The sequence below is a fragment of the Nanhaiella sioensis genome (assembly GCF_046557775.1).
GTDB classification, from domain to species: domain Bacteria; phylum Bacillota; class Bacilli; order Bacillales; family SM2101; genus Nanhaiella; species Nanhaiella sioensis.
In genome coordinates this window covers 3,730,459-3,744,003 of the sequence record NZ_JBKAEG010000001.1, presented here as the reverse complement: position 1 = coordinate 3,744,003, position 13,545 = coordinate 3,730,459, and the positions used below count along the sequence as shown (strand labels likewise).

The following is a 13,545-nucleotide window of genomic DNA, read 5'->3' as shown; positions in this document are numbered from 1 at the left end:
CTATATTAGTTTCCCCATGTTTTTCGAATTTGTTCTGCTTCATTAATAATACGATCAAAAAGTTCACTTACTGTGGGAGAATCGTTTATTAGACCCATCACTTGACCAGCCCATGCAAAACCTTCTTCGGTGTTCCCTTCATATATATAACGTTTATTTGCGGACCCACTAATGAAATCCTTTAATTGATTATAGTCACCATTTGCCCGCTCAAGCTCAACAATTTTTTTTGTCCAATTGTTTGAAATAGCTCGTGCTGGCGCCCCTATGGATCGTTTTATCACTGTTGTCCCATCCTCTGTTCCTTCTATGAGAGCCTGCTTATATACTTGATTAGCATGAATACATTCTTGCGTAGCAATAAATCTTGTACCCATCTCTATTCCTTCTGCACCTAAACTAAGTGCAGCCATTAATCCCCGACCATCTCCTATTCCACCCGAGGCAATAACTGGTATAGACACAGCGTTAACTACTTGTGGAATTAAAACGATCGTTCCTGTATCATTTTTCCCTAAATGCCCTCCACCCTCTTGTCCAACTACCATAACGGCATCTGCACCTAATTGCTCCGCTTTAATTGCCTGCCTTCGAGCTGCTACAAGAACAAGTTTTTTGACATCTACACCTTTTAGTTGTTCAAATATTGGTGTTGGATTTGCACCAGTCATTGAAATAACAGGTACTTTTTCGTTTATTGCCACATCAAGCATATGTGAATAACTTCTTCCGTGTTGACCAATGGCAAAATTAACTCCGAATGGTTTATCTGTTCGTTCTCTAACCTTATCTATCTCTTTCTTTAACTCTTCAGGAGTTTGTAATGACATCGCTGTAATCTGTCCTAACCCACCAGCATTACTTACAGCAGCTGCTAAGTCAGCATAAGCTAAATAAGCTAACCCCCCTTGAATAATGGGATATTTAATTCCTAATAGTTTTGTTATCTTTGTATCCCAATTCAAATGAACACCTCCTATAAATCCCTGTACCATAATTATTTCGCTTTTTATAAGGCAAAATCCTTTAACATAGCATAACTACGCAATAATATTATATTAGAAAAGTGAATTCATTAAAAACAAAGTTAGGGCTCTTTTCGTACACTTTGTTGTTTTGTTATCAAATTAGCATCATAAAAAGTGGCTTTACATTGCTAGTCATCGTTATACAGAAGAAAAGATGCCACGAACGTTAGTAATTTTCGTGTTGAATTGCTATTACGAAAAGCAACATTTGATGCGAAAACAGCCTTGAGTAGGGCTCTTTTCGTGCACTTTGTTATATTGTTATCAAATTAGCATCATAAAAAGTGGCTTTACATTGCTAGTCACCGTTACACAGCAGAAAAGATGCCACGAACGTTAGTAATTTCGTGTTGAATTGCTATTACGAAAAGCAACATTTGATACGAAAAAGCCTTAAGTAGGGCTCTTTTCGTACACTTTGTTATATTGTTATCAAATTAGCATCATAAAAAGTGGCTTTACATTGCTAGTCACCGTTACACAGCAGAAAAGATGCCACGAACGTTAGTAATTTTCATGTTGAGTTGCTATTACGAAAAGCAACATTTGATACGAAAGCAGCCTATTTAATAACAAACAAGCCTAAGCACTTTTTATGCTTTGTGTCCTATCAAGAAAAATAACACTGTATGTTTACTATACCATTACTAAAACAGGGCTATTAACATTAAATTTTTTGTTCAGATGGTTAACAAGTACCTTTAAATTTCTAATGACTGATAGTACTATGCAACCCTTTCATAAAGTGATATAATTCTTGTGTTTTATGTAAAAACTAATAACTTATCATTAAAAGCTCTTTTCGTAAACTTGTTGCTAATCTTTCTATAAAACAGAACAACTCAATTCATAATAGTCTATAAGAGTGCCACGACCTGTAGTTGTACATGTTTATATATATTAGTACGAACAACAACATTCCATGCGAAAATAGCTTATTAAAAGAGGTGCCATATAAAGTTGTCCCAAAATAAAACACCATTATTTACTGGTTTAGTAGATCATTCTAAAAAAAATCCTCATCAATTTCATATTCCTGGACACAAAAAAGGAAAAGGTATTGAACCAGAGTTTCGCTCATTTATAGGTGATAATGCGTTTTCCATTGACTTAATTAATATTGAACCACTTGACGATTTGCATCAGCCAAGTGGAATGATTAAGCAGGCTCAACAATTGGCTGCTGAAGCTTTTCACGCAGATTACACATTTTTTTCTGTTCAAGGTACAAGTGGAGCAATTATGGCTATGATAATGTCGGTATGTGGACCAGGAGACAAAATCATCGTGCCACGTAATGTTCATAAATCAGTTATGTCAGCAATTGTGTTTTCAGGAGCTATACCGATATTTATACACCCTGAAATTGATAAGAATTTGGGTATCTCTCACGGTATAACCGTAGATGCTGTGTCAAAAGCATTGGAACAGCACCCAGATGCTAAAGGTGTCTTTGTAATTAATCCCACATATTTTGGAGTGGCTGCAGATTTACAAGGTATCGTTGAAGTGGCTCATGAACACAAAGTGCCAGTATTAGTTGATGAAGCTCATGGAGTTCATATTCATTTTCATGAAAAGTTACCCTTATCCGCAATGCAAGCTGGAGCAGATATGGCAGCAACGAGTGTTCATAAGCTTGGGGGATCAATGACTCAAAGTTCTATACTGAATATAAAATCCGGACTCGTTTCGGTGAACCGTGTTCAAGCTATTTTAAGCATGCTTACAACTACGTCAACATCTTATTTATTGCTAGCTTCTTTGGATGTCGCTAGGAAACAGTTGGCTACTGAAGGACATGGATTAATAGAAAAGTCCATCGCACTTGCAGAAAAAACCAGAGCGTCCATTAATAAGATACAGCATTTATATTGTGTCGGAAATGAAATTGTCGGTACAAAAGCGACATTTGACTATGACCCTACCAAATTGATAATTTCTGTAAAAAATTTAGGGATTACTGGACATGACGTTGAAGTTTGGCTAAGAAAACATTACAATATCGAGGTTGAATTATCTGACCTATACAATATTTTATGTATTATCACTCCTGGGGATACTGAAGATGATACAGAAATATTGTTGCGAGCATTACGCCATTTAGCAGATGAATTTTACCATCAAGCAAAATCAACAATGCCAACTACGGTGTTGTTACCCGATATACCATTATTAGCGCTATCCCCTCGAGATGCTTTTTATGCAGAAACTGAAATTGTTCCTTTTGAGGAGTCTGCTGGAAGAATTAGCGCTGAATTTATTATGGTGTATCCTCCAGGAATTCCAATTTTCATTCCTGGGGAAATAATAACAAACGATAACCTTAAGTACGTAATAAAAAACCTAGAGGCAGGCTTACCTGTTCAAGGGCCTGAAGATAATCATCTACATTCACTAAGAGTCATAAAAGAGCATAAAGCTATACGCTAAACTGAGGCAAGAAATACTAGCAAATGCACTATACAAACAAGCATATACAAAATAATGGGTTCGGTTGATAGGGAGAAAAATACTAAAACGAATCCATATTACAACCTAACTATCAATTTTTTTAAAGTAAATTAACCATATGAAATAGCAAATAAAAACGCTTAGTAAACACTGAGCGTTTTTTAATGTATTATTTTTCCATTCTGATTGAACTAAAACTCACGTTAGCACAACAAACATTTGTTACTTTATTGTTATAGTACCTTGTGGCAAAGCATCTTCCTGTATCCACTTTTCAATCATTTGATTAAAGAATTTAGGATTCCACAAGGATATTCCGTGACCGACGTTAGGTATAATGATCCCTTTACAATTTGTATTATTTGAAACTATATCTGCTGCTGATTTTTTCATTATTGTTTTTTCCTTTTCACCGACAGAAACTAATATTTTTCCCGTTGCTTTATAAAAATTATTAGGAATTTCAAATGACATATTTTCTTCTAGTATTCTAATAAGTGTATCTAATTTCATTTCAGAACTTTCCTTGTAATATGTTTCAAAGTATTCTTTACCAACGTACAATGTTTTCGCTTGAAGTTTTGAAAAAGATTTATTTTTAACTAATGGAAAAGTTAATTTTATAGACGGTCTAATCATTTTTCTAACAAATGAATTAGGTCTTACTAATGCGCTATTTATGACCGCATAATTTATCAAATTCGGATTCATGCTCAACATTTGTATAGTTACTTGTGCACCTAATGAGAAACCAATAACAATTACTTTTTTTCCGTTTGCTAATTTTTCTATTAAGTCATTTATTTTTTCCGCACTTAATTGAATTGAAAAGCTTTCTGTATAATTACTTTCCCCTTGTTCTGGTAAATCTATTGTAATGCAATGATAATGACTGAAGTATTGAATTTGTTTTTCCCACATCCAACTGCTTACTCCACCACCGTGCAAAAATACCATTAATGAAGCATTCATATCCCCATACTCTTGATAATGTAAATCCAGAAAATCCACCTCTCTTTATGCTAGTTTCTCCTACTGTTTTTTGTGATTAAAAAAACAAGCTGCCCATAGTATAAGCAAATCATTTCACAATTTATAAATTTATATTAACATAAAAATTCTAGTTCCTTTCAAAAAGTAAGTTCGCTTAGCATTAAGCGAACTACCTTAGAAAATGATATCACTTTAATAGAAGTTTATATTTAGTAATCTAACTTATGTAGAGATCGTATCATAATTCTGCATACCTATTATATAACAATAAAAAGGAGACACCAATTCATATGTGAATTATGTCCCCAATAACGCTGTTTTTTTAATGTTTTCTATCCAAAAACCGAACATGCTTGTTTTTTATTTCTCTTTGTGATCTTCGCAACAACACTCAGTACTTTTTCCATACAGTATCGTAACTTTTTCATCCTCATAATGGTCAATTGTACTGTTACACGACTGACATACGATTGTTCCCATTCATCAAACCCCTTTCGTTTTATGACCACTCAAACGACCTCGACAACTGCACAAAATTGAATTTTTGAAAGCGTTATCTTTTATTTAACTTAATAATAATATGTCACATATATTTAGTCAAGCACAATTAGTATGTCACATAAAAATAATTATAACTTTTAATATCTGTTATATAATATGGACCCTTATCGTAAATTAGGGGCTATTTTGACTAATATTGGACTAAGATAAGGGTTTATATAAGAGATTTTAATAAAGTAGAAAAGATGCAAAGAACGCTACATGCTTACGATCTTACATGATAGAACGTAAAGCAACTATCAATGCGAAAACAGCCATAACATTAAGAAAAAAAGATGACATTAAAGTCATCTTTTAAATGAGCACTATTCATATTGGGATTGGAATGGAGATACAGGTAAGTTTACTTTGAAGAATTCAGCGAGGTCTGCTGCTTCATCTTTAGAGTCTAGGCGGAAGACATGGTGTAAATGATCATGATCCTCAACATCTTTAGGATCTAGAAGGGTTGAACGCCCAGTTTGCATACATACGACTAACGGTTTTCCAAAAAACATACTTGTATAAATGATGCCAAAATCATATCTCGTTTCTGTTGTTGTAAAACCCACAAAACGTACCTTAACCGTCTCTTGCTCATCGTATAATTTTTCAAATAGGTTCATAAACAACCTCCTTCAGTAAAATAATATTCAGAATATTATTATAAATCAATTCTAAACCTTTGACAAGTTCATGGATTAATTGTTCAAGAAGTTGTCAACATCTCAATGAGAATGCTAGAATGTAATCGAACGTGCATATTCAGAATTGGGAGTGAAGAGAATGGCAAACAACGCATACATAAAACTAGTGCCAAAATCTAAGAAACATGATATTACATTAGATGATGTAGAAGACCTGTTTGAATATTATAAAGTGATCACTAACAAAACAGGTAAGCAGCTTGACTGGAAATATGATGATTCAGCGTTTCCTTACAGGATAACAAAGATTAATGATGGCAACAATGATTTATTCCACTTACAGTCTGAACATAAACAATATAAATCAATCATTGTTGGTATAGGTAACGAAAGCATTGAAGACATGGATTCTAAAGAGGTACGCCAACAACAATATATACAAGTAAGTTTGTTAAAGCAATCCACACATGGAGACAAGGGGAAAGCTAATGAATTTTGTAAATTTTTAGCTAAAAAGGTTTCTGGTGAATTGCACCTATTTAACGGCAGAACGATCTATTATTATTAATATATCTACAATGCTCATTTACATCTAAATGTAAATGAATTTATTAGGTAAGCTAGATTTATAGGTAATCAGGTGGATCCACCCACCTAATTACCTATAGAGTTAAGTTTATCAAAATACGAGCTTAGCCACAACCGAAAGAACATTATGTCAATAATGATTAATTAAGATGACTTAACAGTCAACTTAATCTGCATGTGGATTGATTTTGATTAACGCTGGATCAACCATGTCATAACCGTTCTTTTGTAGCTGAATAACAATTTCCTTTAACGCATCGTTTGTCCATTCACGATCATGCATCAATAAATTCGCACCGTTACGAAGGAGTGGCGTATTTACCATAATATCTAAAATTGACTCTTCAGTCATGTACTTTTTGTCAAAGTCGTATCCATATGACCAGTTCATTAACACCATATTTTCTTCAGCAACTAGTTGTTTTGAGTATTCAGTATTTACCCCGTATGGAGCTCGAAAAAATTGTGGCCTCTTTCCAGTTATTTCTTCTATTGCATCATTTAATTTTATAATTTCTTCATATTGTTCAACTTCAGATAATTCACTTAAATTATTATGAGACCATGTATGATTGCCTATCGGAAAGCCGAGATCATATATTTGCTTCAATACCTCTTGTTCTTCTTCACTATCAATAAAATGTCCATTCACAAAAAAGATCGCTTTTACATTCAAGGACTGTAAAGTATGAGCCATCTGCAAACTGAATTTATTTGGGGCATCATCAATTGTTAATAATAATACATTTTCATTAGCGTCACCAATTGGTTCAACTCCCCAATGATTCGGGTTTATTATATATTGGGGCTCTAATTCTACTATCTCCAATTCCTCAGTGTTATTAAATTGCTCTTCCACACTAGATTTCGTTGTTGTGTTTATGTTTGTTGAATTACTACCTTCTACTTCCGTCATCTCCTCGATGTTTACTTCTTCATTGTCGATTGCGACAGTTTCCTTAGTAACATCACCTTGGCTACAGCCAGTTATGTAAGCAGCTAGGATCGATAAAATTGCAATTGTGATGATTTTCATTCGTATAATCCTCCATTTATTAAAAATACTCATTAATTATAATATAGTTATATTTTTTTTTCTAAAAAAATAAAAATGATTACCTTATTTCTTACCATTGATATTATAATATTAATGATAACATCCAGTGAGGTCTTTCAAGTAAACTTGAAAAGTATCTCATCGATTTATCCCAACTGTAATGATGACATAAAAAAGGCTCTTTTGGTAAAATATTTTGCTTTTTTTCACATATAGTTGTGTAACTGATATGAATGAAATGATGTTTATAGCCTTTAGAGAAAAAAGTGACCCCAAACGTTAGTCATAAACGTATTTAGCCCTTATTACAAAAATAACAAATTATGTAAAAAATACATAGCTATTTCTACTACATAAATACAACAAGAAAGGTTTTATTAGAAGTAGCAAACATGCTATGAAACTAGTTATATTCGCGTATAAACTTAGTGGTGACAACAGCAAAAATTTAACAAAACAAGGTAAACTATGAGACGGAGTCTGAAGAAATGAAAAGATTTGTAAATAAATTTAAAATATTTGGGGGACGTGTCTTTAAGACGGGACTCGCTGTTTTTATTACCGCTTATATATGCGAGTTACTTAGCCTTCCAGCAATTTTCGCCGTTATAACAGCTATTGTTACAATTGAGCCAACAGCTGCAGAATCCATTAAAAAAGGTGTTGTTCGCTTCCCAGCTTCAGCTATTGGAGCAGCATTTTCATTAACTTTTACGGCTTTTATTGGTGAAGATCCTCTTTCCTATGCCCTTGCAGCAACAAGTACGATTTTATTATGCCATCGATTAAAACTGGATGATGGCATCTTAGTAGCAACCTTAACAGCTGTTGCAATGATCCCAGTGACAGGTGATAATTTTATACTTGCTTTTTTTACAAGACTACTAACAACATCCATTGGATTGTTCGTATCTACGTTAGTAAACTTGATCATATTACCGCCAAAATTCTCTCCTATTATACATAAATCAATTGATAAGCTGTTTATAGAGACAGCTCAAACAATTGAAGTAATTGGTCATGATATTTTGGGCCTTACAAACACCAAAAAGACACAAACTGTTCAACAATTTCAAGCTATAACTAAAAGCTACGAAAAAACTTTACAACTATGTCACTATCAACGTGCTGAGTGGAAGTTCCATAGGCATACTACGAAAGAAATGAGAGATTTTCAAATTGAACATAAAAAATTAACATTGCTGCAACAAATACTATTTCACATCGGAAATTTACAACATTTGTCAAATTATAGTATTATAACTAATATAGATAAAGAAAAACTTCACCAAGCATTTATATCTATAAATACTATATTGAAGGATCCTAAGCACTGTATTTCTGATGATCATTACGACTTAATTAAAGATCTTGATGAAAATTTCAGAAAATGTAAAGAACAAATAGGGGAAACACACACAAAATACTATCATCATTTTCCAAAAGAAACAGTGTTGTTGTTTGAACTATTGTCTATACATGATGTGTTAGAAGAAGTTGAGCACCTGACTAGAAATCAATCAAAGCGAGATAAAGAATATACGTCAATAAATAGCAACAAAAGCCCAGAATAGCTCACGACATAAAAAATATAGAGGGAGGCTAATGATCGTAATTATTACACCTCTCTTTTTAGACTGCATTGCTTTTTGTGCGATTATATATGCAAAATAAATTAATATTGCTAGTAATATTGACTTTGACACGCGACCATCATGCTGAGACAACCATTCTATAATACTGTATGCACTCCATATTATAAATTGGACCATAAAAACAGTTAAAGTCTTCATATATTATTCCCCTTCTCTTAACCTCTTTTTAATACTTATGCAAGACAAGCAACATCTATTTTTCATTTTTGTAACAAATAGATGACATAGTCTATTCCCAGACTCTCACATGCTAAAATAGTACTACATGTTATAAGTATTTCGATTCAAATCACAAAAGAGACATTCACTCATTTTGACTGAAAGAAGTGAACAAATAATGAAGCGTCTTTCTACATTTTTTTTACTGTCATTCATTTTCATTGCATCTTGCCAACAGAATGACACTTCTAGCATCCCAAAAAATAAAGATGATCTACAGTTGATGTTTTTCTCAGATGAAAACAATGTGCAAAATGAAATAAATTACTACGATGCTTTACTCGAATTGAAAAAAGAATTTCCACATGAAATTTCAAATATGGTCATTATTTCATCACAAACAGAAGAACTTAATATAAATATTAATATTAACCAATATCCAGCACTAGTGATGATGTACGATAACGAAATTATTGCACAAGTAGAAGGTCATATAAGTAAGGATGAGATTATGAATCCGATAAAAGAGGCTTTAGAAGGCAATAAAGAATAAAAAAAGACTGTCATTATATATTCATGACAGCCTTTTTTTATTACATATATTTACGTTACCTAGGTTATACAGTGACATCTTTTTTAGTTATATCACTAACATGTTTATCAGTAACGTAAGCATTCTTAAATTTATTTCAAAATGTGAATTGGACTTCCGATGGCAACCTCTGCAGCTTCCATCGTAATTTCTCCTAATGTTGGATGTGCATGGATTGTCATAGCAATATCTTCAGCAGTCATTCCTGCTTCAATTGCTAAACCAAGCTCGGCAATCATATCAGATGCATTTGGACCAGCAATTTGAGCACCAATCACTAAGCCATCTTCTTTTCTCGTAATGAGCTTTAGGAAACCTTCAGCTGCATTAAGCGCCTGCGCTCTTCCGTTTGCACCAAAAGGAAATTTAGCAGCTACAATATCTAGCCCATTCTCTTTCGCCTCTTTTTCTGAGTAACCAACTGATGCTAGCTCAGGGTCTGAAAATACAACTGCTGGAATTCCATGATAGTCTATTTCAGACGGATGGTTTGAAATGACCTCAGCAGCTATTTTCCCTTCATAGGAAGCCTTATGTGCAAGCGGTGGTCCTTCGACGATATCACCGATGGCGAAGATATTGTCGACAGATGTACGACATTGCTTATCAATTTTAATTACACCACGGTCAGTTATTTCAACACCAACTTGTTCAAGACCTAACTCCTCGGTATTTGGACGGCGACCTACTGTTACTAACACGTAATCAGCATCAATGGTTTTTGTTTCACCTTTTGCTTCAAAAGTAACGGTAACCCCATCTTCACGTTCTTCTACACCTTGTGCTAAAGCATTTGTAAAGATTTCAACGCCTTTTTTCTTAAGTTTACGCTTTACAATGCTGCTCATTTGCTTTTCAAAGCCAGATAAAATCTCATCCGCACCTTCTAATATTGTTACATCCGTACCAAAGTTAGCATAAGCTGTACCAAGCTCTGTACCGATGTATCCTCCACCGATAACGACTAATGACTTTGGAATTTCTTCCAATGCTAAAGCTCCAGTAGAATCAATAACACGTTTACTATATTTAAAAGTCGGTAATTCAATTGGACGTGAACCCGTAGCAATGATTGCATGTTTAAACTTATACGTTTGTGCAGAATTTTCATCCATCACACGGACTGTATTTGCATCAACAAAATAAGCTTCTCCACTAACGATGTCGACTTTGTTACTTTTTAATAAAGTCCCTACTCCACCGATTTGTTTTTTAACTATTCCAGCTTTCCAAGCCTGTACTTTTGAGAAGTCAACAGTAACATTCTCAGCTTTAATTCCCATATCTTCAGAATGTAATGCAGTTTCATAACGATGCCCTGCACTTATTAAAGCTTTAGATGGAATACAACCAACGTTTAAACATACTCCACCTAGATTAGATTTCTCAACAATCGTTACTTTTTGCCCTAGTTGTGCTGCTCTAATTGCTGCTACATAACCACCAGGGCCAGCTCCTACGACAAGAGTGTCTGTTTCAATTGGAAAATCTCCTACTACCATCGATTACCCCTCCATTAATAATAATTCAGGATCGTTTAATAAACGTTTGATATGATTTAAAGCATATTGAGCAGTAGCTCCATCTATCATCCGATGATCAAAGCTTAATGATAATGCTAAGACAGGTGCTACTACAATTTCGCCATCTTGAACAACTGGTTTTTCTTGAATACGGCCAATGCCCAGAATGGCAACCTCAGGGTGATTAATAACTGGTGTGAACCATTGACCACCTGCAGACCCGATATTCGTTATCGTACATGAAGCATCTTTCATTTCTTGAGGTGCAAGTTTACCATCACGAGCTTTTGTTGCCAACTCATTAATTTCATTAGAAATTGTAAACACAGATTTACTATCAGCATTTTTAACTACTGGGACAAGTAAGCCCTTTTCTGTGTCAGCTGCAATACCGATATTGTAATAATGCTTATGAATAATTTCATCAGTTGCATCATCCATAGATGTGTTTAGAGCAGGATACTCACGTAAAGCTGATGTTAAAGCTTTTACGACATAAGGTAAAAATGTTAGTTTAATACCTTTATCAGCTGCAACACTCTTGAACTTTTTACGATGTGCTACAAGCTTAGTTACATCAATTTCATCCATTAATGTTACATGAGGTGCAGTATGTTTAGAATTCACCATCGCTTTTGCAATTGCTTTACGGATTCCGCTAATTTTTTCTCTTGTTTCAGGGTATTCACCAGCTGGGATTGGTTGCTTAACAGGCTTTTCTTCCTTAACAGGTGTTTGTACAGCTGAGATTTCTTCAACGATCTCTACTGTTTCCGTTTCTTGTACAGCTCCACCAGCTACAAACGTATCGATATCTTGTTTAAGTACACGCCCGTTATTTCCAGTACCAGCTACTTGACGAATGTCTATGCCTTTTTCTCGTGCATATTTACGAACTGACGGCATTGCAATTACGCGACGATTTTCATCTACTTCAGGGATATCCGCTTGAACTGCTGCAGTTACCTCTTCCACACTCTCTACTTGCTCAGGTTCTTTTTCTTCCTCTTCTTGACCTTTAAATGTTAAGCCTTCATATCCTGGTGCATCAAATTTAATGAGAGTGTCACCTACAACAGCAACCGTTCCTTCTTCAACAAGAACTTCTAACACTTTTCCTTTAACAGGTGAAGGAATTTCAACTACAGCTTTATCGTTTTGTACTTCACACAGTACGTCATCTTCATTGACTTCATCGCCTGTATTTACAAACCATTTAACAATTTCACCTTCGTGAATACCTTCTCCGATATCAGGCAGTTTAAATTCAAATGCCATGTTGTCGACCTCCTAGTCCTTTTGCATAAAGTCATTATCTTGGGAACTTTAAATTAAAAGTTCATTACTTTTTTCGCAGTTTCAATAACGTCCTTAAAGTTAGGTAACCAAATAGGTTCAGCTGCAGAGAACGAATATACTGTATCTGGAGCTGCTACACGTAATACTGGTGCTTCTAGGCTTAATATAGCACGATCATTAATTTCCGCTACTACATTCGCTGCTATACCAGCTTGTTTTTGTGCTTCTTGTACAACAATTGCACGCCCAGTTTTTTCAACAGATGAAATAATTGTAGGAATATCTAATGGACTTACTGTACGTAAATCAATTACTTCTGCTGAAATTCCTTCTTTCTCAAGTTCTGTTGCAGCTTTTAAAGATTCATGAACCATTGCACCATATGTGATAATCGATAGGTCGCTGCCTTCACGCTTTACATCCGCTTTACCGATTTCAATTGTGTATTCTTCTTCAGGTACTTCTTCTCTAAATGAACGATATAATTTCATATGCTCTAAAAAGATAACTGGATCATTATCACGGATAGCTGAAATCAATAAACCTTTCGCGTCATATGGAGTTGAAGGGATGACTACCTTTAATCCTGGTTGCTGAGCCATTAATCCTTCTAAGCTGTCTGCATGTAACTCAGGTGTATGCACTCCTCCACCAAATGGTGAGCGTATTGTAATTGGCGAATGATAACGTCCTCCAGAACGATATCTCATTCTAGCCATTTGTCCAGATATCGCATCCATAACCTCATATACAAAACCGAAGAATTGTATTTCAGGAACAGGTCTGAAACCTTGTAAACCTAGACCTACTGCAAGGCCACCAATACCCGATTCAGCTAAAGGTGTATCAAATACACGATCTTCACCAAATTCTGCTTGTAATCCTTCAGTAGCACGGAAAACCCCACCGTTTAATCCTACGTCTTCTCCAAATAGCAATACATTAGGGTCATTACGCAACTCTGTACGTAACGCATCGGTGATTGCTTGAATCAATGTCATTTGGGCCAT

General features: G+C 34.7%; 13 protein-coding genes. 4 read left to right on the top strand and 9 right to left on the bottom strand.

The features are described 5' to 3' along the window. Positions 1–5: 5 nt before the first annotated feature. Positions 6–965, bottom strand: coding sequence for an NAD(P)H-dependent flavin oxidoreductase (locus V1503_RS17440; RefSeq protein ID WP_410628512.1), 960 nt, complete (start codon positions 963–965; stop codon positions 6–8). 1,023 nt (positions 966–1,988) lie between these two features. On the opposite strand from V1503_RS17440, the gene V1503_RS17435 reads away from it, so the two are divergent. Then, positions 1,989–3,461 (top strand): aminotransferase class I/II-fold pyridoxal phosphate-dependent enzyme, encoded by a 1,473-nt coding sequence (locus V1503_RS17435; RefSeq protein WP_410628510.1) that lies wholly within the window; start codon positions 1,989–1,991, stop codon positions 3,459–3,461. Positions 3,462–3,704: 243 nt separating this feature from the next. Here V1503_RS17435 and V1503_RS17430 read toward each other — a convergent pair whose 3' ends face one another. The 3 genes from V1503_RS17430 to V1503_RS17420 form a co-directional block, all read right to left on the bottom strand. Further along, positions 3,705–4,484, bottom strand: coding sequence for an alpha/beta fold hydrolase (locus V1503_RS17430; RefSeq protein ID WP_410629462.1), 780 nt, complete (start codon positions 4,482–4,484; stop codon positions 3,705–3,707). A gap of 351 nt (positions 4,485–4,835) precedes the next feature. Continuing rightward, on the bottom strand, positions 4,836–4,955 hold the full coding sequence (locus V1503_RS17425) for a GapA-binding peptide SR1P (RefSeq protein ID WP_214479993.1): 120 nt from the start codon (positions 4,953–4,955) through the stop codon (positions 4,836–4,838). A gap of 386 nt (positions 4,956–5,341) precedes the next feature. Continuing rightward, positions 5,342–5,641, bottom strand: coding sequence for a DUF3055 domain-containing protein (locus V1503_RS17420; RefSeq protein ID WP_214479994.1), 300 nt, complete (start codon positions 5,639–5,641; stop codon positions 5,342–5,344). A gap of 160 nt (positions 5,642–5,801) precedes the next feature. Between V1503_RS17420 and V1503_RS17415 the strand changes: the two genes are divergently transcribed. Further along, positions 5,802–6,230, top strand: a complete 429-nt coding sequence (locus V1503_RS17415) for a DUF1885 family protein (protein WP_410628507.1) — start codon at positions 5,802–5,804, stop codon at positions 6,228–6,230. Positions 6,231–6,416: 186 nt separating this feature from the next. Here V1503_RS17415 and V1503_RS17410 read toward each other — a convergent pair whose 3' ends face one another. Further along, complete coding sequence (locus V1503_RS17410) at positions 6,417–7,286, bottom strand: polysaccharide deacetylase family protein (protein WP_410628505.1); 870 nt, start codon at positions 7,284–7,286, stop codon at positions 6,417–6,419. Positions 7,287–7,795: 509 nt separating this feature from the next. Here V1503_RS17410 and V1503_RS17405 point away from each other — a divergent pair. Next, complete coding sequence (locus tag V1503_RS17405; RefSeq protein ID WP_410628503.1) at positions 7,796–8,881, top strand: FUSC family protein; 1,086 nt, start codon at positions 7,796–7,798, stop codon at positions 8,879–8,881. Here V1503_RS17405 and V1503_RS17400 read toward each other — a convergent pair. Continuing rightward, on the bottom strand, positions 8,852–9,100 hold the full coding sequence (locus tag V1503_RS17400) for a hypothetical protein (RefSeq protein ID WP_214479998.1): 249 nt from the start codon (positions 9,098–9,100) through the stop codon (positions 8,852–8,854). The genes V1503_RS17405 and V1503_RS17400 overlap by 30 nt on opposite strands. Before the next feature lie 175 nt (positions 9,101–9,275). On the opposite strand from V1503_RS17400, the gene V1503_RS17395 reads away from it, so the two are divergent. Next, positions 9,276–9,674: a hypothetical protein gene (locus tag V1503_RS17395; protein WP_214479999.1), complete on the top strand. Its 399-nt coding sequence runs from the start codon at positions 9,276–9,278 to the stop codon at positions 9,672–9,674. Positions 9,675–9,805: 131 nt separating this feature from the next. On the opposite strand, the gene lpdA is transcribed toward V1503_RS17395, so the two are convergent. From lpdA to V1503_RS17380, 3 genes are read right to left on the bottom strand one after another with little or no spacing between them, the layout of a single operon-like run. After that, positions 9,806–11,215, bottom strand: a complete 1,410-nt coding sequence (lpdA, locus tag V1503_RS17390; RefSeq protein WP_410628500.1) for a dihydrolipoyl dehydrogenase — start codon at positions 11,213–11,215, stop codon at positions 9,806–9,808. A 3-nt stretch (positions 11,216–11,218) separates the two neighbouring features. Continuing rightward, complete coding sequence (locus V1503_RS17385; RefSeq protein WP_410628498.1) at positions 11,219–12,514, bottom strand: dihydrolipoamide acetyltransferase family protein; 1,296 nt, start codon at positions 12,512–12,514, stop codon at positions 11,219–11,221. 53 nt (positions 12,515–12,567) lie between these two features. Further along, complete coding sequence (locus V1503_RS17380; protein ID WP_214480002.1) at positions 12,568–13,545, bottom strand: alpha-ketoacid dehydrogenase subunit beta; 978 nt, start codon at positions 13,543–13,545, stop codon at positions 12,568–12,570.